Annotated in this window: 23 protein-coding genes and 2 tRNA genes; 10 read left to right on the top strand and 15 right to left on the bottom strand. The window is 62.9% G+C overall.

The window, feature by feature from the left end; genetic code table 11:
• Window positions 1-30: 30 nt before the first annotated feature.
• Together ACSU1L_RS08445 and ACSU1L_RS08440 are read right to left on the bottom strand one after the other, a co-directional pair.
• On the bottom strand, window positions 31-789 hold the full coding sequence (locus tag ACSU1L_RS08445) for an SDR family oxidoreductase (RefSeq protein ID WP_439255419.1): 759 nt from the start codon (window positions 787-789) through the stop codon (window positions 31-33).
• Window positions 790-989: 200 nt separating this feature from the next.
• Window positions 990-2,126, bottom strand: a complete 1,137-nt coding sequence (locus tag ACSU1L_RS08440; protein ID WP_439255418.1) for an aminotransferase class V-fold PLP-dependent enzyme — start codon at window positions 2,124-2,126, stop codon at window positions 990-992.
• Window positions 2,127-2,382: 256 nt separating this feature from the next.
• Here ACSU1L_RS08440 and ectA point away from each other — a divergent pair, with 256 nt between their 5' ends.
• From ectA to ACSU1L_RS08415, 5 genes are all read left to right on the top strand, one after another.
• Complete coding sequence (gene ectA / locus ACSU1L_RS08435) at window positions 2,383-2,883, top strand: diaminobutyrate acetyltransferase (protein WP_439255417.1); 501 nt, start codon at window positions 2,383-2,385, stop codon at window positions 2,881-2,883.
• 74 nt (window positions 2,884-2,957) lie between these two features.
• Window positions 2,958-4,274, top strand: a complete 1,317-nt coding sequence (gene ectB / locus ACSU1L_RS08430; RefSeq protein ID WP_439255416.1) for a diaminobutyrate--2-oxoglutarate transaminase — start codon at window positions 2,958-2,960, stop codon at window positions 4,272-4,274.
• Window positions 4,271-4,663 (top strand): ectoine synthase, encoded by a 393-nt coding sequence (locus ACSU1L_RS08425; RefSeq protein ID WP_439255415.1) that lies wholly within the window; start codon window positions 4,271-4,273, stop codon window positions 4,661-4,663. The genes ectB and ACSU1L_RS08425 overlap by 4 nt, the downstream gene beginning before the upstream one ends.
• Window positions 4,664-4,795: 132 nt before the next feature.
• A complete protein-coding gene (thpD, locus tag ACSU1L_RS08420) occupies window positions 4,796-5,692 on the top strand; it encodes an ectoine hydroxylase (RefSeq protein WP_439255414.1) in 897 nt (298 codons plus the stop codon).
• A gap of 295 nt (window positions 5,693-5,987) precedes the next feature.
• Entirely contained in the window at window positions 5,988-7,064 is a 1,077-nt protein-coding gene (locus ACSU1L_RS08415; RefSeq protein ID WP_439255413.1) for a 3-deoxy-7-phosphoheptulonate synthase, read from the top strand.
• A 128-nt stretch (window positions 7,065-7,192) separates the two neighbouring features.
• Here the strand turns inward: ACSU1L_RS08415 and ACSU1L_RS08410 are convergent, their stop codons facing one another.
• The 13 genes from ACSU1L_RS08410 to dnaA form a co-directional block, all read right to left on the bottom strand.
• Complete coding sequence (locus tag ACSU1L_RS08410; RefSeq protein WP_438252412.1) at window positions 7,193-7,471, bottom strand: hypothetical protein; 279 nt, start codon at window positions 7,469-7,471, stop codon at window positions 7,193-7,195.
• 79 nt (window positions 7,472-7,550) lie between these two features.
• A tRNA-Ala gene (locus ACSU1L_RS08405) sits at window positions 7,551-7,623 on the bottom strand.
• Between the two features lie 25 nt (window positions 7,624-7,648).
• Window positions 7,649-7,722 (bottom strand) — tRNA-Ile (locus ACSU1L_RS08400).
• 52 nt (window positions 7,723-7,774) lie between these two features.
• Window positions 7,775-8,794: a DUF4097 family beta strand repeat-containing protein gene (locus tag ACSU1L_RS08395; protein WP_439255412.1), complete on the bottom strand. Its 1,020-nt coding sequence runs from the start codon at window positions 8,792-8,794 to the stop codon at window positions 7,775-7,777.
• Window positions 8,791-9,480, bottom strand: a complete 690-nt coding sequence (locus ACSU1L_RS08390) for a response regulator (protein WP_438252410.1) — start codon at window positions 9,478-9,480, stop codon at window positions 8,791-8,793. Before ACSU1L_RS08390 ends, ACSU1L_RS08395 begins: the two co-directional genes overlap by 4 nt.
• Window positions 9,468-10,757: a histidine kinase gene (locus ACSU1L_RS08385; protein WP_439255411.1), complete on the bottom strand. Its 1,290-nt coding sequence runs from the start codon at window positions 10,755-10,757 to the stop codon at window positions 9,468-9,470. Before ACSU1L_RS08385 ends, ACSU1L_RS08390 begins: the two co-directional genes overlap by 13 nt.
• 194 nt (window positions 10,758-10,951) lie before the next feature.
• On the bottom strand, window positions 10,952-11,356 hold the full coding sequence (locus tag ACSU1L_RS08380) for a DUF3566 domain-containing protein (protein WP_438252407.1): 405 nt from the start codon (window positions 11,354-11,356) through the stop codon (window positions 10,952-10,954).
• A complete protein-coding gene (gene gyrA, locus ACSU1L_RS08375; protein WP_438252406.1) occupies window positions 11,353-13,938 on the bottom strand; it encodes a DNA gyrase subunit A in 2,586 nt (861 codons plus the stop codon). Before gyrA ends, ACSU1L_RS08380 begins: the two co-directional genes overlap by 4 nt.
• 38 nt (window positions 13,939-13,976) lie before the next feature.
• On the bottom strand, window positions 13,977-16,022 hold the full coding sequence (gene gyrB, locus ACSU1L_RS08370; RefSeq protein ID WP_438252405.1) for a DNA topoisomerase (ATP-hydrolyzing) subunit B: 2,046 nt from the start codon (window positions 16,020-16,022) through the stop codon (window positions 13,977-13,979).
• A 119-nt stretch (window positions 16,023-16,141) separates the two neighbouring features.
• Window positions 16,142-16,633 (bottom strand): DUF721 domain-containing protein, encoded by a 492-nt coding sequence (locus ACSU1L_RS08365; protein WP_438252403.1) that lies wholly within the window; start codon window positions 16,631-16,633, stop codon window positions 16,142-16,144.
• The gene (recF, locus tag ACSU1L_RS08360; RefSeq protein WP_439255410.1) at window positions 16,626-17,810 is read right to left on the bottom strand and encodes a DNA replication/repair protein RecF; all 1,185 of its coding nucleotides are present in this window, start codon (window positions 17,808-17,810) and stop codon (window positions 16,626-16,628) included. Before recF ends, ACSU1L_RS08365 begins: the two co-directional genes overlap by 8 nt.
• 86 nt (window positions 17,811-17,896) lie before the next feature.
• Window positions 17,897-19,039 (bottom strand): DNA polymerase III subunit beta, encoded by a 1,143-nt coding sequence (gene dnaN, locus ACSU1L_RS08355; protein ID WP_438252401.1) that lies wholly within the window; start codon window positions 19,037-19,039, stop codon window positions 17,897-17,899.
• Window positions 19,040-19,467: 428 nt separating this feature from the next.
• Window positions 19,468-20,814, bottom strand: a complete 1,347-nt coding sequence (gene dnaA / locus ACSU1L_RS08350) for a chromosomal replication initiator protein DnaA (RefSeq protein WP_438253051.1) — start codon at window positions 20,812-20,814, stop codon at window positions 19,468-19,470.
• A gap of 367 nt (window positions 20,815-21,181) precedes the next feature.
• Between dnaA and rpmH the strand changes: the two genes are divergently transcribed.
• From rpmH to ACSU1L_RS08325, 5 genes are read left to right on the top strand one after another with little or no spacing between them, the layout of a single operon-like run.
• On the top strand, window positions 21,182-21,319 hold the full coding sequence (rpmH, locus tag ACSU1L_RS08345) for a 50S ribosomal protein L34 (protein ID WP_438252400.1): 138 nt from the start codon (window positions 21,182-21,184) through the stop codon (window positions 21,317-21,319).
• A gap of 5 nt (window positions 21,320-21,324) precedes the next feature.
• Window positions 21,325-21,675 carry a ribonuclease P protein component gene (gene rnpA / locus ACSU1L_RS08340; RefSeq protein ID WP_438252399.1) on the top strand — a complete coding sequence of 117 codons (351 nt, stop codon included), beginning with the start codon at window positions 21,325-21,327 and terminating at the stop codon, window positions 21,673-21,675.
• Entirely contained in the window at window positions 21,672-22,022 is a 351-nt protein-coding gene (yidD, locus tag ACSU1L_RS08335) for a membrane protein insertion efficiency factor YidD (protein WP_439255409.1), read from the top strand. The genes rnpA and yidD overlap by 4 nt, the downstream gene beginning before the upstream one ends.
• 3 nt (window positions 22,023-22,025) lie before the next feature.
• Window positions 22,026-23,090 (top strand): membrane protein insertase YidC, encoded by a 1,065-nt coding sequence (gene yidC, locus ACSU1L_RS08330; protein WP_439255408.1) that lies wholly within the window; start codon window positions 22,026-22,028, stop codon window positions 23,088-23,090.
• Window positions 23,087-23,581, top strand: a complete 495-nt coding sequence (locus ACSU1L_RS08325; protein ID WP_439255407.1) for a protein jag — start codon at window positions 23,087-23,089, stop codon at window positions 23,579-23,581. The genes yidC and ACSU1L_RS08325 overlap by 4 nt, the downstream gene beginning before the upstream one ends.
• Window positions 23,582-23,591 lie beyond the last annotated feature (10 nt).

Genomic DNA, 23,591 nt, shown 5'->3' with positions numbered 1-23,591 from the left:
TGAATCATGATCGGCCGGCGCATTCGCGCGTCACAGCGGGCGGATGCTTGCTCCGCCATCGATCGACACGGTCTGTCCGGTCATCCACGCGGCATCATCAGAGAGCAGGAAGGCGACGGGGCCGGCCACATCATCCGGCTCACCCAGTCGTGCGAGCGGGTAGCCGGCCGCGACCTCGCCCTCGCGTCCTTCGTACAGAGCTCGAGCGAACGCCGTCTTGATCACGCCCGGTGCGACCGCATTAACGCGGATGCCCGGGGCGAGCTCGTACGCAAGCTGCGTCGTGAGGTTGATGAGCGCCGCCTTGGAGATGCCGTAGAAAGCGATGCCCGGGCTCGCGCTCAGGCCCGCCACCGAGGCGATGTTCACGATGCTGCGGCTGAGGCCGGCGGCAAGCGCGGCACGCGTCCAGTCGAGTGCAGCGACCACGTTGACCTCGAGGATCTTGCGTGCGGCGTCTGCATCGACGTCGACGATAGGCCCGTAGACGGGATTGATGCCGGTGTTGTTCACGAGATGGTCGAGTCGGCCATGCTGGGCTGCGATGTGCGCGAACACCGCGGCACGGTGATCAGCATCGTCGGCGCGACCGGCGACAGCGGATGCCGCGGGTCCGAGCTCTGCGACGGCAGCGCCCAGCGCCTCCTGCTTACGGCCGGTGATGACGACTGAGCCGCCCTCGGCGACGATGCGCTGAGCAATTGCGAAGCCGATGCCCCGGCTGGCTCCGGTGATGAGCGACACGGTGTTGTTGAAGCGTGCGCGGGCGTCGAACTGTGCTGCGGACATGGCGCCTCCTTGCGCAATCTACATACCGTCCAGTCGGTTTGAGCAACTGTAGCATGTGTGCTCGTGCGACCCGCGTCCCGAGGGGTCGCATATGGCCGCTTCGACCGGCGCGAAGCGACCATATGCGACACCCGCCCGGCGCGAAGCGCGCCATATGCGACCCCCGCCCGGCGCGGCGCGCGCTCATCCCACGGAGACGGTCAGCCGCCGATCCGGTCCAGTGCCGCCTGCAGACGAGCGACAGTCCCGTCGACGTCGGAGAGCTTGTCCAGCCCGAACAGGCCGAGGCGGAAGGTGGAGAATCCGGCCGGTTCCTCGCAGTGCAACGGCACCCCGGCAGCGATCTGCAAGCCCTGCTCACGGAACACGGCGCCGGACTTCAGCGCGGGGTCAGCGGTGTGCACGACGACGACACCGGGGGCATCGAAACCGGATGCCGCCACCGAGGGGAATCCGCGCTCGGCCAGCAGCGCACGCACCCGCGCGCCCAGCTCGATCTGCGCCGCACGCAGTGTCTCGAATCCGCGTTCACGGGTCTCGAGCATGGCGGCGAGGTTGCGCACCAGCGGATCCGTCGGCATGGTCGCGTGGTACGCCGCACGCCCGGCGCGATACTCGTCGGCGATGAACAGCCACTTGGCGAGATCGATCGCGAAGCTGGTCGAGGGACGGCTGGTCACAGCATCCCGACCAGCCTCACTGAGCATGACGAAGCCCGCGCACGGCGAACCGCTCCACCCCTTCTGCGGCGCGCTGAGCAGCACGTCGACACCGAGCGCCTGCATGTCGACCCACATCGCACCCGATGCGATGCAGTCGAGCACCAGCAGGCCGCCGACCTCATGGGTGGCATCGGCCAGAGCGCGCACGTACTCATCGGGAAGGATCATGCCCGCTGCCGTCTCGACGTGCGGGGCGAAAACCACCTCGGGCTGGCGCGAACGGATCGCCGCGACGACCTCATCGATCGGCGCCGGCGCCCAGGCGGCCTGCACGTCGTCCGAATCCGGACGCGCGGACAGCACGGTGACGTCGTCGCTGATGCCACCAGCATCCAGAATCTGCGACCAACGGAACGAGAACAGCCCATTGCGGACGACCAGGGTGCGTCGCCCCGTGGCGAGCTGGCGCGCCACCGCCTCCATCGCGTAGGTCCCTCCGCCCGGGACGATCGCCGCAGTGTGCGCGTTGTACGCCTGCTGCAAGATCTGCAGGGTCTGCTGCATCACGTCGACGAACCGCGCCGACATGTGATTGAGCGAGCGATCGGTGAACACCACCGAGTACTCGAGCAGGCCATCCGGGTCGATATCTTCGTGCGGCAGATGCGAGGTCATGCGCCCAGCATTCCACAGGCGGAGGCCGCGCGGCAGATCCCCGATCCGGAGAAACGATTTGAGGTCAGCGGATGAGCATGACACTGTGGAAGGCAGACCGACGCTGTTCGCAGCACCGATCACAACCCCCTATGGATATGAATTCTCACGCGATGCACGCCCCGATTTGGGATGGTGACACGCTCTGACTTCCCCCGGCTCCCCCGAGCCGAGCACGTCAGCACCGGCCGCGCATAACGATGCGAGGTCGAGTGGGGTGAGCCTGATTCGTCCACCGCGCATCGATGAGGGAATCGACCTCTGGCGCATCGCCCGCGACTCGCAGACGCTCGATCTGAACTCGTCCTACGCCTACGTCCTGTACGCCAGAGACTTCGCGGCCACCTGCCGTATCGCGCTGGTCGACGGGCATCCGGCCGGGTTCGTCATCGGCTACCGCCGTCCCGCTGACGCCTCCTGCCTGTTCATCTGGCAGGTCGCCGTCGACGAGAACTTCCGCGGTCTGGGCCTAGCCGGGCGGATGCTCGATGATCTCCTGCACGACGACAGTGTTCATCCGCGCGTGCGCACACTGCAGACCACCATCACCGATGACAATGTCGCATCCCAGCAGACATTCCGCAGTCTCGCTCGTCGCTGGGGAGATGCTCCGGTCGTCGTCACCCCGCTTTTCGAAAGCGCGCATCTGAGCGTCGATGAACCGGATGCTGCGCACCATGAACCTGAACGGCTATACGAAATCGGTCCGCCGGTGTAGTCGTCGCCATCCGCCCGACCCCGGGCGGCGTGCACTCCCCGCACGACAACAACCAGGAGGAGAACAACCACAAAATGAATATTTTTACCCAGCTGGAATCCGAAGTCCGCAGCTACTCGCGCTCATGGCCCGTCGTGTTCGACCGCGCCGTTGGCAGCACGATGTACGACGAGTCCGGCACGGAATACCTGGACTTCTTCTCCGGCGCTGGCGCGCTGAACTACGGTCACAACAACCCGGAGTTGAAGAAGGTCCTCATCGACTACCTGGCCGATGACCGCGTCGTGCACTCACTCGACATGTTCACGAGCGCACGCCGTGACTTCCTCGAAGCCTTCAACGACGTCATCCTGAAGCCGCGTGAGCTCGACTACAAGGTCGTCTTCCCTGGCCCCGGCGGCGCGAACGCTGTCGAAGCCGCCCTGAAACTCGCCCGCAAGGTGACCGGCCGCGAATCGGTCGTGAACTTCACCAACGCCTTCCATGGCATGACGCTCGGTGCCCTCTCGGTCACCGGAAACTCGCTCAAGCGCGGCGGCGCCGGTGTACCGCTCGTGCACGCGACCCCCATGCCGTACGACGATTACTTCGACGGCGACTACCCGGACTTCTTCTACTTCGAGCGCCTGCTGGATGACTCCGGCAGTGGCCTGAACACCCCCGCCGCCGTGATCGTCGAGACCGTTCAGGGCGAGGGTGGCATCAACGCCGCGCGTGCAGACTGGCTTCGTCAGCTCGCGGCGCTGTGCAAGCAGCACGAAATCCTGCTCATCGTCGACGACATCCAGATGGGCTGCGGCCGTACCGGCGAGTTCTTCAGCTTCGAAGAGGCCGGCATCGTCCCCGACATCGTGTGCCTCTCGAAGTCGATCTCCGGATACGGCATCCCGATGGCGCTGACCCTGATCAAGCCGGAGCTCGACGTCTGGGCGCCCGGCGAGCACAACGGCACCTTCCGTGGGATCAGCCCGGCGTTCATCACCGGTGCGGAGGCGATTCGCCGCTACTGGTCAGACAACACGCTGCGCGATTCGACCGTCACCAAGGGCGTGCGCGTCGAGGGTCGCTTCAACATGTTCGTCGCGCAGTACCCGCAGCACGAACTCGTTGCCAAGGGGCGGGGGCTTGCTCGCGGGCTGCAGTTCCCCTCGGGCGAACTGGCGGATGCCGTGTGCCAGGAGGCGTTCGCGCGGGGCCTGCTCATGGAGACCTCTGGGCCCGAGGGCGAGGTCATGAAGATCCTCCCGGCGTTGACGATCACGGACGCCGAGCTCGACCGGGGCCTCGACATCATCGATGAGTGCATCCGTGTCGTACTGGGCGAGCCCGATCCGGATGCCGCGACCGAGACCGACCTGAATGTCCAGAGCAAGGAGCACACACACGCATGATCGTCCGAACCATCGACGAGATCACCGACACCGACGCCGACATCAAGAGCGAGAACTGGCGCAGCAAGCGCATCGTTCTGGCGAAAGAGGGCGTGGGCTTCTCGGTGCACGAGACCACGCTTTACGCCGGAACCGTGAACCAGTTCTGGTACGCGAACCACATCGAGGCGGTGTTCATCGTGGAGGGCGAGGGAGAGATCACCGACCTCGCCACGGGTGAGACGCACCAGCTCGCGCCGGGGTCGCTGTATCTGCTGAACAACCACGACAAGCACGAGGTGCGTCCGCGCACGCAGATGCGCACCGTGTGTGTGTTCAACCCGCCGATCACCGGTCGCGAGACCCACGACAAGAACGGCGTGTACCCACTGGTCACCGAAGAGGTGTGACCCGGGTGCGGGCCGAATCCCAGACGACCCCGGCGCTCTGCGGCGTGTCATCCGATCGACACGCCGCAGGGCTGTCCGACCGTCTGGGATTCGGCCCGTCCCCCATCCATAGAAGAGACAGGAGAACGACGCATGACAGCCCCGACGACCGCTGAGGATCTGTTCCCGACTCGGTTGACATCCCCCAGCGACTTCATCGAAAGGACCCAGCCCGCAGTGTGGGGCTCGGTCAACGACGGCCCCTTCTCGGCAGCAGAGCTGGAAGCGCACGAGAAGCGCGGATTCACCATTCTCGACGACTTCATCACGGCTGATGACGTCGCCCTGTACTCGAGCGAGCTCGATCGCCTCGCGGCGGACCCGGCGCTGCAGAATGATCCGCGGAAGATCACGGAGCGGACCACGGGTACTGTGCGCTCGGTGTTCGAGGTCGAGAAGCTGAGTTCGGTCCTCGACGACCTCGCGCGCAATCCGCAGGTGCTGGACCGTGCCCGGCAGATCGTGGGATCTGAGGTGTATCTGCACCAGACGCGGATCAACTTCATGCCGAGCTTCACCGGCACCGGGTTCTATTGGCACTCCGACTTCGAGACATGGCACGCCGAGGATGGCATGCCTGTTCCGCGATCGGTGAGCCTGTCGATCGCACTGACCGACAACTACCCGTACAACGGCGGACTCATGGTGATGCCAGGCTCGCACCGCACATTCGTGCCGGCGGTGGGCGAGACCCCGGACAACAACCACGAGCAGTCACTGCAGGCGCAGGAGGCAGGCGTGCCCAGCCATGCGGCGATCACCGCGATGGCCGAGAGGTACGGCATCGATCAGTTCACCGGCGCCGCAGGATCTGCCCTGTGGTTCGACTCGAACATCATGCACGGGTCGGGGAACAACATCACCCCGTACCCGCGATCGAACGTGTTCATGGTGTTCAACAGCGTCGAAAACGCGCTGGTCGAGCCGTACGCTGCGAAGTCGCCGCGCCCCGAGCACATCGCCAACCGCGACTTCACACCGCTGCGCTGAGCCTGCTGTGCCGGATCCCAGACGGTCGGGCATCCGCTCGGCGTGTTGACCGAATGACACGCCGTGGATGCCCGGAACGTCTGGGATCCGGTCCGGGAACTCTCCGGGATGGGGTAAGGTCGTGGGCATGACAACCCGTTGGTATGCGTATTTCGAGTCGGCTCTGGAGGGGCCGGCGCCGATCTAGCGCGCACCGACACCTTCAGAGCCGACAAGCCAGAGCATTTGCTCTGGCTTTCGCCGTTTCGGCGGGCTCTGCATCCGGGTCCGCCTACACAGGATAGGACCCAGGAACATGAACGCCACCGTCACCACCGACACCACCGCCGATCTGCATGTCGCGCAGTTCACCACGCTGCCGACGCCCGGTGACATCGCCGCCGAACTGCCGGTGGGCGATGAGCGCGCATCGCTCGTCGCTCGCACCCGCGACGAAGTGCGCGCGATCATGGCGGGCGAGGATGACCGCCTGATCGTCGTGGTCGGGCCGTGCTCGATCCACGATCCCGCAGCCGGACTCGAGTACGCCGGTCGACTGCTGCGCGAGGCCGAGCAGCACCGCGATGACCTGCTGATCATCATGCGGACGTACTTCGAGAAGCCCCGCACCACAGTCGGGTGGAAGGGCCTCATCAATGATCCGCACCTCGACGGCAGCCATGACATCGAGGCCGGGCTTCGCATGGCCCGCGGGTTCCTCCGCGATGTCACCGCTCTCGGTGTCCCGTGCGCGACGGAGTTCCTCGAGCCGATCAGCCCTCAGTACACCGCCGACCTGATCACGTGGGGTGCCATCGGCGCGCGGACTACGGAGAGCCAGATCCACCGGCAGTTGGCATCCGGTCTGTCGATGCCGATCGGTTTCAAGAACGGTACGGATGGCGGACTTCAGGTGGCGCTGGATGCCGCGGCCGCAGCATCCGCTCCGCAGGCGTTCCTCGGGATCGGCGCCGACGGGCGGGCAAGTCTCGTCTCGACGACCGGAAACCCGGATACGTCCGTCATTCTGCGCGGCGGAGCCGATGGCCCGAACTACGATGCGGAAACCGTGCGGCACGCATCGGCACGCCTGTCTGCCGCGATGCTCACCCCCCGCGTGATCATCGACGCCAGCCACGGAAACAGCGGCAAGGATCATGTGCGTCAGGCCGAGGTCGCGGTGGAGATCGGTTCGCAGATCGCCACGGATGGCGCGGCGATCGCCGGCGTGATGCTGGAGAGCAACCTCGTCGCAGGAGCGCAGAAGCTCGATGTCTCGGTGCGTGGACGTCTCGTGTACGGCCAGAGCGTGACGGATGCCTGCATGGACTGGGATGCTACGGCCGCTTCACTGGCCGCCCTCGCCGGCGGCGTCCGCTCCCGGCGCGGCTGATCGCGCTGCTGGCCTCGCCCCCACCCGACCCCACTCTGGCTCCGGTCGCAGTTGGTGCTGCTAAAACTCGCTGAGAGCAGCACCAATTGCGACCGGAACGGGAAGAGGGGTTCTGCCGAACGGGGGAGTCAGACGGTGCTGCGCACGTTGAGCAGCTGCCAGCCTTCGGGAACTTTGGCGTGCAGGGCATCCATGTCTTCGGCCTCGATCTCTTGGATCGAGTCACGTCGCGAGAAGGTTCCCGTCGACTTGAGAATTTGGGCGCCCTTGATCATCTGCACAGGTGCAGAGACGAGGTCGAACCCATCCGGTCGATGCGTGGCGAGCTCGGTGTGGATGCCGGCGATATCAGCCGCCTCGACGTCAAAGGACTGAAATTCCACGGGACGCATCAGACCGATCAGCACACTTCGATCCTACGGTGAATCGGTCGGACGAAAGCCCAGGAACGAGAGAACCCCCGGCCGAAGCCGGGGGTTCCGATTGTGGAGCCTAGGAGATTCGAACTCCTGACATCCTGCTTGCAAAGCAGGCGCTCTACCAACTGAGCTAAGGCCCCTCAAGGGGTATTAAATTGTGACGAGTGGGGCTACCTGGATTTGAACCAGGGACCTCTTCATTATCAGTGAAGCGCTCTAACCAACTGAGCTATAGCCCCGTCAACCTCGTAAACATTACCGGAGATTGACGGAAAATCCGAATCGAGCCCGTCAGTCGCCCGAGCGAAGAATCGCGCTGCCCGCAGAGACCGTTGCATCGATCGTGTGCTGCGATGAACTCGAGGTATCCAGCCGGTTATCCAGGCTTCCCGCGCTGACATCCTGCGTGACATCGTACGACTCATCGGGCACGGTCAACTCCAGTGCTCCTGCGCTGACATCGATGCTCACCGTGCGCGGGGCATCCCCGGTCAGATCGGCGACCAGTTTGCCCGCCGAGAGCGAGAACTCCGCCTCGGTGACGTCGGCCAACTCCAGATCGGCGCGTCCCGCGCTGAGTTCGACATCGACGGATGTCGCGGATCCCTCCATGCGCAAGATTCCGGCGCCGACCGCGATGCCTACCTCGCCGAAGGACCCATCGATGGTGAGGCTGCCGGCGCTGAGATCGAAGTCGGCGTCCAGTCCGGAGTTGTTCAGGCTCTCCGGCAGTGTGAGGATCACACTCTCTTCGTCGAACCAGTTGTCACCGAACCAGTTGCCGCCTAACCAGCCGTTCCCGAACCAGCCGAAGCCGTGATCAGGTCCGCGCACGATGAGTTCATCACCATCGCGATCCAGACGCCAATTGCCACCGCGGGTTCCTGTCACCTCCAGCGTCGCCTCGTCAACGTCGCCGAACCGGGTGCTCACAGCACTCGCTCCGACCTCGAGATCGATACTCTCGATGCCCTTGACGTCGACTGTCAGGACGTCGCCGCTGACCGTACTGCTACTACGCGATACATCGTGCACTGCTGCGACGGCGGCCGTGGCGCCGGTGCCCAGCAGCACCACGCCACCGAATACCGCAACGGCGATGGCGGCGGCGCGTGCACCAGCCCCGCTGCGCGGGCCCTGCGAAGACGGGGACTGTGAAGACGGGCCCTGTGAAGACGGCGCCGGCGGAACGGATGCCGCGGGCGGAACGGGCGGGCTCTGAACACCGGATGCCGGCGCACCAGATGATGCCGGCGGAGGCGTCAGCGGAACGTCATGTCCGCCCTGCGGGTTCTGCGGTTCGGTGTTCATCGTGTCGCTCCTGGCTGGTTTGCGGATGGCGCTGCGCTACCCGAGTTCTCAATGTGAGCGAGTGCTGCGAGCACGCGCCGGTTGCCCGATTCATCCTGTTCGAATCCGAGCTTCTGGAAGATGGCCGTGATGTTCTTCTCGACGCTGGCGGCCGAGAGGAACAGCATCCCGGCGATCGCCTGGTTGGACTTTCCCTCGGCAATCAGTGCCAGCACGGTTCGTTCGCGTTCGGTGAGCCGCAGCATCCGATCGTCACGGTTGCGCCGGGTCAGAAGCTGCGCAACTACCTCGGGGTCGAGTACCGTCGCCCCCTCGGCGATCCGCGCCACCGACGCGAGGAACTCGGCGACATCGGCGACCCGATCCTTCAGCAGATATCCGAGCGGTCCGCCCTGCGCTGCGATCAGATCGCTGGCGTAGCGTTCCTCGACATACTGCGAAAGCACGAGCAGCGGCAGCGACGGGTGGGTCTTGCGCAGTCCGAGCGCTGCCCGGATGCCCTCATCCGTGAATGTCGGCGGCAGCCGAACATCCAGAATGCACAGCTCCGGATTCGCGTCCTCGACCGCGTCTGTCAGACCGACGGTGTCGTTCAGGGCTGCGACCACCTCGTGGCCGGCATCCTCAAGCAGGCGAACGAGTCCTTCCCGAAGCAGGACCGAGTCCTCACAGATCAAGATGCGCATGGCACACTCACCTCCACGGATGTCGGACCGCCCTGCGGGCTTTCGATGCGGATCGTCCCGCCGGCTGCAAGAACGCGGTTCGAGATGCCGTCGAGACCGCCACCGGGCTGCACCTGCGCGCCGCCGATGCCGTTGTCTTCGACGCGCGCCCAAAGCACACCGCCCTCACGCTGCCGCACCACGACCCGTGTTTCACTGGCCCGGGAGTGCTTGGCCGCGTTCGTCAGCGACTCGGCGATGACGAAGTACACCGCCGCCTCAGCATCCCGGCATCCGGCGTGAGCACCCGTCGACGCGCCATCCATGCGGACGTCGAGGTTGACGGGAATATGCGACCTGCTGGCCAGCGCTGACAGCGCGGCATCCAGCCCTCGATCATCGAGAACAGACGCATGGATGCCGCGGGCAAGCTGTCGCAGCTCGGTGATCGCAGCCTTCGTGGATGTGTGCGCCTCATTGATCAGCGCCTTCGCGGTCGCCGGATCGTTGTCGATCTTCTGCTGCGCGAGACCGAGAGTCATACCCACCGAGACCAGCCGCGGCTGGACGCCATCGTGGAGGTCCCGCTCGATGCGGCTGCGCTCGACATCCGCCGCGCGGACCGCGCCTTCGCGCTGTGCCGAGGTGGTGCGCACGCGCTCGGTGAGCTCGGCCTCTCTGCTGGGAACCACCAGACTGCGTGTGATCACGCGGTGCACAAGCGCGAATCCGATGATGCCGGCGGCAGCCGCCAGAACACCGAGGAAGCCGACCACCGGCGCCCAGGCGGCTGACATTGTCGTGCCGAACGGCCCCGCGGTGTCTTCGGTGCTGAACAGGGGAGTGAAGGCGAAGATCGCCGACCACACCAGACCCCAGAACAGGCGAATCACCAGCGAGCCGAAGATGCACGCGATCGCGAAGTTCGCTACTGCGCGCCACATCGAGCCGTCGATGCTCTGGCGTCCGAGCGAGCGGATCCAACCGCCAAATCCAGGGGTTCTGCGCTGGCGTGCCTGCAGATCAGGGATGTCCAGATCGTACAGGCTTCTGACCCGCACAACCTCGAACCACCCGATGCCGTACACCGCGTAGACGAAGCCGACCAAGAACAGGGCGCCGATTCCGAGAGCGAACAGCAGTCCGACTCCAGCGCCGAAGAAGCCCGCAAGGATGCCGAGGATAATGCCGCCGAGACTGCCGAGCGCGGCAAGATGCAGAACGGTCAAGAAGATGCGCAGCGGCGGAGTCACCCGAGGCGGTGTTTCCGCGGCTGGGGAAGCTGTCTGAGTGGTCATGTTTCAAAGGTAGGCCGCGCTTCACCCCGTCAACACCGTGCCACCCAGCATCCCATCTTCGGGTTTTCCCTACTCTTTAACCTCCTCCAACCTGCGAGTGGCCATTTGTGGCGCTTCGCCGGGGCGAAAGCGAGCCACAAATGGCCACTCGGAAGGAGGTAAAAAGGAGGTAAAGAAGGAGGTAAAAGGGGGTACTAATTGGACATGAAGCCGACGAGGAGGCCGCCGGTGACCTTCACGGCGAGGTTGTAGATACCGGCCACGACGGCACCGAGCACGGTCACCACGATCAGATTCAGAATCGACACGACGGCAGCGAACGCCATGACCTGCGGCAATCCGAGCAGCGACGAGATCGACACGGCACCCTCAGTGATGTTGCCGATCAGCTCATCCGCCTCGCCCAGAAGGCCAGTGGCCTGCACGACCATGTAGATCAGGAAGAACGCGACCATGGTCACGATCGCCAGCGCAACCGCCGCCAGGAACGACAGCTTCACGGCCGACCAGAAGTCAATGTAGACCAGGCGCAGGCGGACCTGCTTGCCACCGGTTTTGCGCGTCGACTTCTTCGCCAGCTTGTCGGCTACTGTGCTCATGCGTCGGTACTTTCCTCGGGGGTCTGGGTGGATTCGGGAGCCGCATCTTCGGGTGCTGACTCCTCCTCTGCCTCTTCATCGGCGAGGCCCCGCTCACTGTTGCGGGCAATGGCGAGGATGCGGTCCTTCTCGGACGTCCGGGCGAACACCACTCCCATGGTGTCTCGACCCTTCGCAGGCACCTCGGCCACGGCAGAGCGTACCACCTTGCCGCTGGACAGAACCACCAAAACCTCGTCGTCCTCATCCACGATCAGACCGCCGGCGAGCACCCCACGATCGTCGTTGAGCTTGGCGACCTTGATGCCAATACCGCCGCGACCCTGAACGCGATATTCGCTGATCGAGGTGCGCTTGGCGTATCCCCCATCGGTGACGACGAACACATAACCGTCCTCGCCAGCGACGGATGCTGACAGCAGATCGTCCTCGCCCCGGAAGCTCATGCCCTTCACACCCTCGGTCGCACGCCCCATCGGACGAAGGGCCTGATCGGTCGCGTTGAAGCGCAGCGACATGCCATGGCGGGAGATGAGCAGGATGTCATCGGTGTTGTCGACCAGCATCGCGCTGACCAGTTCATCGCCCTCGCGCAGACGGATGGCGATGACGCCGCCCTGACGGTTCGTGTCGTAATCGCTCAGGCGCGTCTTCTTCACAACGCCAGTACGAGTGGCGAGCACCAGATAATCCGCCACCTCGTAGTCGCGCATCGCGAGAATCTGTGCGATGTTCTCGTCAGGCTGCAGCGCCAGCAGGTTCGCGACGTGCGTTCCCTTCGCGTCACGACCGGCCTCGGGTGCCTCATAGGTCTTCGCCCGGTAGACGCGGCCCTTATCGGTGAAGAACAGCAGCCAGTGGTGCGTCGTCGTCACGAAGAAGTGCTCGACGACATCATCCGCGCGCAGCTGGGCGCCCTTGACACCCTTGCCACCGCGGTGCTGCGAACGGTAGTTGTCGCTGCGCGTGCGCTTGATGTATCCGTCGCGGGTGACGGTGACGACCATCTCTTCTTCAGCGATAAGGTCTTCCATCGACACATCGCCGTCGAAGCCCTGCAGGATGTGCGTGCGGCGCTCGTCGCCGAAACGCTCGACGATTCCCTCGAGTTCTTCGCGGATGATCGCGCGCTGACGCATCTCATCGGCAAGGATCGCCTTGAAGTCCTCGATCTGCAGTTCGAGCTCAGTGGCCTCATCGACGATCTTCTGGTGCTCGAGAGCTGCGAGGCGACGCAGCTGCATCGTCAGGATCGCATCCGCCTGGATGTCATCGATGTCCAACAGCGTCTTCAGTCCATCGCGCGCCTCATCGACCGTGGGCGAGCGCCGGATCAGAGCGATGACCTCGTCCAACGCATCGAGCGCCTTCAGATAGGCGCGGAGGATATGCATCCGCTCTTCGGCCTTGCGCAGACGGAAACGAGTCCGCCGGACAATCACATCAATCTGGTGAGCGATCCAGTTCGAGATGAAGCCGTCCAGCGCCAGTGTGCGCGGCACACCGTCGACGATCGCGAGCATGTTCGCGCCGAAGTTGTCCTGCAGCTGGGTGTGCTTGTACAGGTTGTTCAGCACGACCTTGGCGACAGCATCCCGCTTGAGAACTACGACGAGACGCTGACCGGTGCGGTCACTGGTCTCATCGCGGATGTCGGCGATGCCGGTGATCTTGCCGTCACGGGCGAGGTCACCGATCTTCACCGCGAGGTTGTCCGGGTTGACCTGGTAGGGCAGCTCGGTGATCACGAGGCAATTGCGGCCCTGGATCTCCTCCATGTTGACGACCGCGCGCATCGTGATCGAGCCGCGCCCGGTGCGATAAGCCTCCTGGATGCCCTTGGACCCGAGAATCTGCGCGCCGGTCGGGAAATCGGGTCCGGGAACGCGCTGGATCAGTCCCTCGAGAAGCTCGTCACGGGACAGGTCGGGGTTGTCGAGCGCCCACAGTGCGGCGGCTGAGATCTCACGCAGGTTATGTGGCGGGATGTTGGTGGCCATACCCACCGCGATACCGACCGAGCCGTTGACCAGCAGGTTCGGAAAGCGCGCAGGAAGAACCGTCGGCTCCTGCGTCTGACCGTCGTAGTTGTCCTGGAAGTCGACGGTCTCCTCTTCGATGTCACGCACCATCTCGAGGGCCAGCTGCGCCATCTTCGTCTCGGTGTAACGAGGAGCTGCAGCGCCCATGTTTCCGGGAGAGCCGAAGTTTCCCTGGCCCTGAGCGAGCGGGTAGCGCAGCGACCAGGGCTGAACGAGACGGACCAGGGCATCGTAGATCGCCGTGTCACCGTGCGGGTGGTACTGACCCATCACCTCACCGACGACACGAGCGCACTTGGAGAACGACTTGTCGGGGCGGAATCCGCCGTCGTACATGCCGAAGATGACCCGGCGGTGCACAGGCTTGAGACCATCACGCACGTCGGGGAGCGCACGGCCGACGATGACCGCCATCGCGTAGTCGAGGTAGCTGCGCTGCATCTCCGACTGCAGATCGACCTGGTCGATCTTGCCGTGTTCGTGGAAGGGCTCTTCGCGACCGGATCCGGTCGCTTCGCCGGTCGAATTGTCGTCAGTCATGTGTTTCTTTCAATCGTTCGCTGAGCGTTGCCGACGGGTCAGATGTCCAGGAAGCGGACATCCTTCGCGTTTCGCTGAATGAAGCTTCGTCGGGACTCGACGTCCTCGCCCATCAAGACACTGAAGATCTCGTCAGCGGATGCCGCGTCTTCGATGGTGACCTGGCGAAGGGTTCGGGTGGTGTGATCCATCGTGGTTTCCCACAGTTCCTTGGCGTTCATCTCGCCGAGACCCTTGTAGCGCTGCACGCCGGAATCCTTCGGGATGCGTTTGCCGTTGTCCAGACCGTGCTTGAGCAGCGCGTCGCGCTCAGCGTCCGAGTAGACGTATTGGTGCGGCTGATTCGACCACTTCAGGCGATAAAGCGGCGGCATCGCGAGATACACGAATCCGGCCTCGATAAGACCGCGCATGTAGCGGAACAGCAGCGTCAGCAACAGGGTGGTGATGTGCTGGCCGTCGACATCGGCATCCGCCATCAGAACGATCTTGTGATAGCGAGCCTTGGAGATATCGAAGTCCTCGCCGATGCCCGTGCCGAAGGCCTGGATCATCGCCTGAACTTCACGGTTTCCGAGTGCTTTGTCGAGCCGCGCGCGCTCGACGTTCAGGATCTTGCCGCGAAGGGCGAGAATCGCCTGCGTGTGCGGATCGCGACCCTGCACGGCAGAACCACCGGCCGAGTCACCCTCGACGAGGAAGATCTCACTGATCGACGGGTCCTTGCTCGTGCAGTCCTTGAGCTTGTCCGGCATGGCGGCCGACTCGAAGACGCTCTTGCGGCGAGCAGTCTCGCGCGCCTTGCGGGCAGCCATCCGAGCAGTTGCCGCATCGATCGCCTTGCGAATGACGTTCTTGGCCTGCGCGGGGTTGCGATCGAACCAGTCACCGAGCTGATCGCCGACGACCTTCTGCACGAAGGCCTTCGCTTCGGTGTTGCCGAGCTTGGTCTTGGTCTGACCCTCGAACTGCGGCTCACCGAGCTTGATCGAGATCACTGCGGTGAGACCCTCGCGCACGTCGTCACCGGAGAGGTTCTCTTCCTTCTCCTTGATCAGATTGTTCGCCCGGGCGTATTTGTTGACGAGTGTCGTCAAGGCCGCGCGGAAACCCTCTTCGTGCGTGCCACCCTCGTGAGTGTTGATCGTGTTCGCGTAGGTGAAGACGTTCTCGGTGTAACCGGTCGTCCACTGCATCGCGACTTCGAGCGAGATCTTTCGATCGGTGTCTTCGGATTCGAAGTCGATGATCTCCTCGGTGACGACCTCGGCGTGACGCACCTTGTTCAGATACTCGACGTAATCGACAAGTCCGCGCTCATAGAGGAACACATCGCTGCGCTGCTTGCTGACCAGAGCGCCCTCTTCTTCGACCTCGTACGTTGCACCTTCGCGCTCGTCAGAGAGTTCGATGCGCAGGCCCTTGTTCAGGAACGCCATCTGCTGGAAGCGCGTGCGCAGCACGTCGTACTCGAATTCGACCGACTCAGTGAAGATCTCGGGATCCGGCCAGAACGTGATGATGGTTCCGGTCTCGTCAGTCTCGGGACCCTTGACCAGGGCCTGCTGCGGGTGACCACCGTTGGCGAAACGGTGATTCCAGACGTGTCCCTGACGCCGGATCTCGACGTCGAAACGCGTGGAGAGAGCGTTGACGACGGAGGATCCGACACCGTGCAGTCCACCGGAGACGGCATAACCGCCACCGCCGAACTTTCCACCGGCGTGCAGAATGGTCAGCACGACCTCGACGGTCGACTTGTTCGGGTCGGAAGAGTGCGGGTCGACCGGGATTCCTCGACCGTTGTCAAAGACGCGAACACCGCCGTCGGGGAGTATCGTCACCCGGATCGTGTCGCAATACCCGGCCAGGGCCTCATCGACGGAGTTGTCGACGATCTCATAGACCAGGTGGTGGAGTCCGCGCGGGCCCGTGGACCCGATGTACATGCCGGGCCGCTTACGAACGGCCTCAAGACCCTCAAGAATCTGAATGTCGTCGGCACCGTAATCAACAGCAGCATTCTCGTCGGGGGTGACCCCGGTTGTCGATTCAGGCTCGTCAGCAGGTGATTCAGGCGTCATCAGAGGGCATTCTCCACATCGATATCTCGAATGTCCAGTCTAGCGGGTCTGCCCGTCGAAAGCCTCGCTAGACGCCCGTGTATGGCCCTGAAATCGATCGAGGGGCGTCCGTTGATGCCCTACCCGTAGGTATCGCGCGGACCGCGCCCTGGAACGGCTCTCGGCCCCCATTTCCAGGAGGGAACGTCCGGGCCGATGAAACGAAGGTTGTTGACACCCGCTTGCGGATAGCGTCGGCCGATCTCCGTGAGGATAGTTGCGCGCATGAACTGCAGGTTTTTCGCCCACGCCGTCGAGTCGCATTTGACCGTCAGCATCCCGTTCTCGAGACCGACCGGTTCGGAGTGCTTGGCGGTATCGGCACCGGCAAGATCTGCCCACTGGCGAACGAGGTCTTCGCGGGCGAGTGTGATCTCCCAGCCGGAATCTCGACTGAGCTTGTCGAGCACCGCGCCGAGGGCGCCCGGATCACGCCCGGGAGTGAACGGAGCGTTCTCGTCGTCATCACGGATGCGACGCTTGCGCTTCCACGATTTCGAGCTCGGCTTGAGTCCGCGAAGACGCAGATATGTCGCTACCGTCTCGGGGGTATCGGACGCTGCGTCACTCATCACCGTCATCCCCCTTTCGCTCATCGGAGATCGTGCCGGCATGGATGCGCACCACATGACGGTGCAGCTCATCAGGAATATCTTCCTCGACTGCGGCCGTGACGACCACCTGTTCATAGCCGACCGTGAGAGCCGCCAGACGCTTTCGCCGATCGGCGTCGAGTTCGGCGAACACGTCGTCCAGAATCAGCACCGGGTCGCCGGCCGGTGATTCTTCGCGAAGCAGTTCAGCGGATGCTAGCCGCAGAGCGAGTGCGACCGACCATGATTCGCCGTGCGAGGCATAACCCTTCACCGGGAGCTCGCGCACTCGCAGCACCAGATCGTCACGATGGGGTCCGACCAGGGTCAGTCCGCGCTCAAGTTCTTTGGAGCGTTTGGCCTGCAGCGCGGCGCGGAACATCTCGGCGCCCTTCGCCAGACTCAGCGAACGATTATTCGGGTCAAAGGCGGCATCTTCGCCTTCTTCCGGGTCGCCACCGCGAACGGAGAGTGCCCAATCCATCTCGGGATGGTGATGTTCGCCGGCGATCGCGGCATATGCCGAAACCAGCGGGGTACGCAGATCTGCTGCCAGACGCAGACGTGCGTCGATGATCTCGGTGCCCAGAAGAACAAGTTTGTCGTCCCACACCTCGAGGGTGTTGAGTCCTTCGCCCCGGATGCCCCGGGCGCGAGCAGACTTCAGCAGCGCGGTGCGCTGCTTCAGAACCCGGTCGTAATCGGCCAGCACCGCCGACATTCGCGGGGTGCGCTGAATCAGCAACTGGTCGGCGAAACGCCGGCGTGCTGACGGGTCACCGCGCACGATCTGCAGATCTTCCGGAGCGAAGAGAACAACATGCGCATACCGGGGGAGTTCACTGGTCTTCGAAGCGGAGCCGTTGATACGCGCCTTGTTCGAACCCTGCCGGTTGATCTGGACTTCAGCGAGAACCTTGCGTTCTCCGACCGAGAGCCGAGCACGGATGACAGCGAAATCTTTGCCATCGCGGACCATCGGGGCATCTGATGACACCCGATGGGAGCCGAGCGTTGCAAGAAAAACGATTGCTTCGGCGAGGTTGGTCTTGCCCTGGCCGTTTCGGCCGACCAGAACATTGGGACCCGGATGCAGCGCGAGTTCAGCGGTCGCGTAATTGCGAAAATCCGCCAGGCTCAGGTGCTCCACAATCACGTGATCAGCCTACCTTTCGCCTCTGACACCGGCTCCTGATCTGTCGCGGTCCGTGAGTTATCGCGGTCGCTGAGCCTGTCGAAGGGTCAGCGCAGCAGAAGGTTCGGCTGAAGCAGGTACTTGTACGAGTCGAGCCCCGCCTGATCGACCGACGTCTGGCTGGTGATCAGCACAGGGCTGAGCTTGTTGGCGTTGTCGCTCGAGGTGAACGTGACACGGACGAACTCGCTCTTGACCGCGCCGAGAGCTTCGGTCAAGTACTGCGGATTGAGGCCGAGAGTGACATCGTCGCCACCGGAGAGGTGAGCATCCACCGACTCTGAAGCTCGCGCCTGCTCACTGCCGGAGGCATCCATGGTCACGCTGTCGGAAGTGAACGTGAACCGGAGCGGAGCAGCACGATCAAGGACGAGGGCCACGCGGCGAACAGCCTCGATGAGATCTGCGGTGTTGACGACCGCGTAGTGATCGGTCTGCTCGGGGAACAGGCGACGAACCGGAGGGAAATTGCCCTTGATCAGCAAAGAAGTAACGGTCTTGTTGCCTGAGGTGAACGCGATGATCTCGCGATCGCCCGCTCCGGAGAACGCGATCTGGATGTTTCCTGCGTGGCCGAACGTCTTTCCGACCTCGGTCAGAGTGCGCGCTGGAACGAGGGCCGTCTGCTCGGGTGTCTCACCGTCCCACGGAACGTTGCGAAGCGAAACGCGATAGCGGTCAGTTGCGACCAGGCTCAAATTCTGCTCGGAGACTTCGAGCTGCACACCCGTCAGAACCGGAGTCACATCATCACGGGATGCGGCGAAGGCGACCTGTGCGATCGCGGTGCCAAAATCGTCAGCGGGGACGACGCCCGAAGAACCGGAAACCTCAGGAATCGACGGATATTCCTCAACCGGCATGGCTGCCAGCGTAAATCGCGCCGAACCGCACGTGACAGTGATCCCGCCATCGTCTTCGACGGCGATCTCGATCGGCGCATTCGGAAGCCGGCTGGCGATGTCAGAAAGCAACCGCCCGTGAACGAGGATCGTGCCGGGTGTTTCGACTGTCGCTTCGATCGTCGTACGAGCGGATGCCTCGTAGTCGAATGCCGAAAGTGTCAACCCATCGGCGCCGGCTTCTATGAGCACTCCAGCCAGAATCGGCTGCGGATTGCGCTGCGGCAACAGCTTGACGACGAAGGACACTGCTTCGCTGAAGACATCGCGATTGACCTGGAACCTCACGGGCGCTCCCTCGTCGTAATTACAAAACCTGACGATCATGGGCCCATGCGTCAGGGGGTTCCCATCGTATCCCCACAGCCGCGCTGCGCCATACGCGCAGTTCTGCACACCCTTGAGGTGATCGGATCGCGCTCTTTCAGGATTAACTTCTTAACAGTGTTAACAGCTGTGGATACTGTGGATAACTCGGTGGATATCAATCGCGAGTAGGGAACTACATGCGTGTGAGATGTGGAAATGCTGAGGAATCCGCATCAATACGCGATGGCCCGCGACCGGTGAGGTGTGGGAGTTATCCACAGGTTGAGGAAAATCTCACACGATCGTCCAGATGTTAAGCGGATTCATCCACAGGTTATCCACATGTGCAAACCGGCATTTTTCTGCGACTCGCGGGTGAATTGACACTCCTCGGCGCGGAAAATGAGTCAGCGCCGGCCGAGCTGAGTCGTAATTTCCGTCACCTGGTTGTAGATCGAGCGTCGTTCTTTCATCAGATCGCTGATCTTCTTATAGGCGTACATGACCGTGGTGTGATCGCGGTTTCCGAACAGCTGACCGATCTTCGGCAGCGAGAGGTTCGTACGCTCCCGGCACAGGTACATGGCGATCTGACGCGAGGTCGCGATCTGCTGCGATCTGCTCGAGCCGTAGAGATCGTCGACAGTGAGCTTGAAGTAGCGAGCGGTGGCCGTGATGATGTCGGTCGGCGAGATGATGTTGTCCTCGGCCGTATCGATGATGTCGCGCAACACCGTCTGGGCGAGTGAGATGTCCAGCGAAGACCGGTTCAAGCTCGCGAACGCCGAGACACGGATGAGAGCGCCCTCGAGTTCACGGATGTTCGATGAGACGACAGTGGCGATGTACTCCAGTACCTCATCCGGAATATGCAGGGCTTCGCTCTGCGCCTTCTTACGGAGGATCGCGATGCGGGTTTCCAGGTCGGGCGCCTGCACATCGGTGATCAGGCCCCACTCGAAACGACTGCGCATACGATCTTCGAACCCGGTGAGGTGTTTGGGCGCGACATCACTGGTGATGACGATCTGCTTGTTGTGATCGTGCAGCGTGTTGAAGGTGTGGAAGAACGTCTCCTGTGTCTCTGCTCGTCCCTGCAGGAACTGGATGTCATCGATGAGGAGGATGTCGACGTCGCGGTAGCGCGCTTGAAATGCGGATCCGCGGTTGTTCGCGATGGAGTTGATGAAGTCGTTGGTGAACTCTTCACTCGAGACGTAGCGAACCTTCACGCCCGTATAGAGAGACTGTGCATAATCCCCGATGGCGTGCAGAAGGTGCGTCTTGCCGAGACCCGAATCGCCATAGATGAACAGCGGGTTGTAGGCCTTCGCCGGAGCCTCGGCGACAGCGACGGCTGCAGCATGAGCAAAACGGTTGGACTGCCCGATGACGAAGTTATCGAAGGTGTACTTCGGGTTCAGTCGTGACTCATGACGCATCGGGGTCGGCTGATCAATGGTGTAGTCCGTGCGCGGAGCGTCGGGGCGACCGAAATCAGCAACGGCGATCGGAGCGGTCTGCTGGTCTGCGAGCTCGTGGTTCACCACGACCCGGAACGAGGTGACCTCCTCGCCGAGGTGAGCGAGAGCTTCCATCACGGGAACACGCAGTCGCTTGTTGATCTGGGCTGCGGTGAGGTCGTTTGGAACATCGAGATAGAGCGTTGCGCTCATGACGCCGGCCGGGACAGCGAGGCTCAGGAATCCCTGCAACTGGGGGGTGACGCGATCATCCTGATCGAGCAGGTCCATCACCTGGCTCCAGATTGGAACGTCAGGCTGGGCAGGAGAGGACATGGTGCTCCGGGAAAAGGCTCGCGGAGGGTAGTCGAATTCGGACAGATCCCCCCTGTGGATAACTTCGGATGCAACGGTAGTCACCCAAGCTGTGAACGGCAACCTGCCACGGAAAATCAATGGTGTGTCGAGTCGACCGGGTGAGCGAGGGTTGTGGATAATTAACGTGCGGAGCGTTGCAGCTCAGACCGGTCGTGGCGCGGAGATTTGCTCTCTGCGCCGGTAAGACGTACCCTGAATCGGTTGACTTATGCCCGAAAAAGGGCAGTTCCCTATGTCTCCGGTCGTACACATCCGGTGACAGCGTTCCCGGAGTGATTCCATGAGCAAGCGTACGTTCCAGCCCAACAACCGCCGTCGCGCCAAGAAGCACGGCTTCCGCGCCCGCATGCGCACCCGCGCCGGCCGCGGCATCCTTGCGGCCCGCCGCGCGAAGGGCCGCGTCGAGCTCTCGGCGTAAGCCTCGTGCTCGCCCGTCCGTTCAGACTGACGCGAGGAACCGACTACCGGTTGGTCGTCCGTCGCGGGGTCCGATGCGGGGGCGCTCGCGTCGTCACCTCTGTTTTGGCGACGGGTGAGACACGTGAACCCAGATTCGGGTTCATCATCAGCAAACAGGTAGGCACTGCCGTGATCCGCAATACCGTGCGCCGAAGGCTCAAAGCCGTGTGCGCGGAAGCGCTCTCAACAGTGCCCGAGGGCACGGATGTCGTCATCCGTGCCCTTCCTGCGTCTGCCACCGCGACATTTGCCGAGCTCAACGCGGATGTGACGCGCTGTCTGTCACGGCTGAGCCGCACCAGGACATCGTCATGAGCGCGCTGCCGTCTTACGCTTTCGGGTCGGCTCATCTGCATGCCGGCGATCTGGCTCGCAGCATCCCGCTGATTCCCCGTAATCTCGTGCTCGGGTTCCTCAGCGCCTACCGTGCCGTCATTTCGCCGATCTATGGTGATGTATGTGCGTATTACCCGTCCTGCTCGGCTTACGCTGTAGGTGCGGTGCAGCAGCACGGCGCAGCAAAGGGCGCAGTGCTCTCGGCATGGCGCATTCTGCGGTGCAACCCCTGGACAAAAGGCGGCGTCGATGACGTTCGCCCCCATGACCATTTCCGACACGACCTGACCGCCCGAGGTTTCGTCGTACCTTCTCGAAAGGACTGAACAGTGGGTCTTGACCTTCTGCTCGCCGCTGCGGAGAAAGCACCCGAATCCGGTGGCTTCGATCTTCTCGGCACGATTCTGTGGCCGTTGAAGTGGGCCGTTGAGCTCATCCTCGTCGCCTGGCACTGGCTGTTCACCGCTGTCGGTCTTCCCGATGCAGCGGGTATCACCTGGATCCTTTCTATCGTCGGTCTCGTCATCGTCGTGCGCGCTTCGGTCTTCCCGCTCTTCGTGCGGCAGATCAAAAGCCAGCGCAAGATGATGGAAATCGCGCCGGAGATGAAGAAGGTTCAGGCGAAGTACAAGGGCAAGAAGGACCAGCTCTCTCGCGAGGCCATGAGTCGCGAGACCATGGCGCTCTACAAGCGACATGGCACGTCTCCGATGTCGAGCTGTCTGCCGCTGCTGGTGCAGATGCCGGTCTTCTTCGCCCTGTTCAGCGTGCTGAACGACGTCACCAAGCACGCGGATGCGGGCGTCGGTGGCGTCGGTCTTCTGAGTTCGGCGCTCACCAAGCAGTTCTACGACGCGACGATCTTCGGCGATGTGTCGCTGCACGGTACCCTCGGCCACGCGGTCGAGACTCAGAACACGATTGCCATCGTGATCCTCGTGATCCTCGTCGTGCTGATGATCGGTTCGCAGTTCTTCACGCAGCTGCAGATCATCTCGAAGAACCTCTCTCCCGAGGCCAAGACCGGCCAGGCGTACCAGATGCAGAAGATCATGCTCTACGTGCTGCCACTGGGCTTCATCTTCTCGGGTGTCTTCTTCCCCCTCGGTGTGGTCGTGTACTGGTTCGTATCGAACCTGTGGACGATGGCGCAGCAGTTCCTTGTCATTCGTGAGATGCCCACCCCTGGTTCTGAGGCGGCGAAGGCTCGCGAAGAGCGTCTGGCCCGCAAGGGCAAAGCGATCGATTCCTCTGGAAAGGTCGTCCCGATGGCGGCTTATGAGGCCGAGCAGCAGCGCATGCTCGACGAAGTTGAGAAGGCGAAGCAGAACGCACCGAAGCGACAGCAGCCCGTCGGTAAGAAGCGTGCGAAGAAGAAGGGCCCGAACGCATGACCAGCGACAACACAATGGAGCGGGCAGAGCCCACTACCGAACAGCTCGAGCATGAGGGTGATGTCGCAGCCGACTTCCTCGAAGAGCTGCTGGACATCGCTGACATCGATGGCGACTTGAACCTCGACGTCCGACAGGGCCGCGCCTACGTGTCGGTCGAGTCCGAGGACGAGAGCATTTCCGTGCTGTCGAATCCGGATACTGTTCAGGCGCTGCAGGAGATCACACGCCTGGCCGTGCAGAACAAGACCGGTTCGTTCTCGCGATTGATTCTCGACGTGGGTGGGTCACGGGATGCCCGCCGCCAGCAGCTGGAGAAGCTGGTGGATGCTGCCATGATCAAGCTCGATGAGGGTGCGTCGAAGGCGTCACTCCCGTCAATGTCCAGTTACGAACGCAAGCTCGTGCACGACATTGTTGCGGATCGGGACCTCATCTCAGAGTCGTATGGCGAAGGGCCGGACCGGCACACCGTCATCCGTCGTCGCTGATGTTTCACGT

The organism is Microbacterium sp. A94 (assembly GCF_051842855.1).
In the GTDB taxonomy this organism is placed as follows: domain Bacteria; phylum Actinomycetota; class Actinomycetes; order Actinomycetales; family Microbacteriaceae; genus Microbacterium.
Note: the sequence above shows the minus strand (reverse complement) of the source record. Positions and strands in the feature narration are given on the sequence as shown.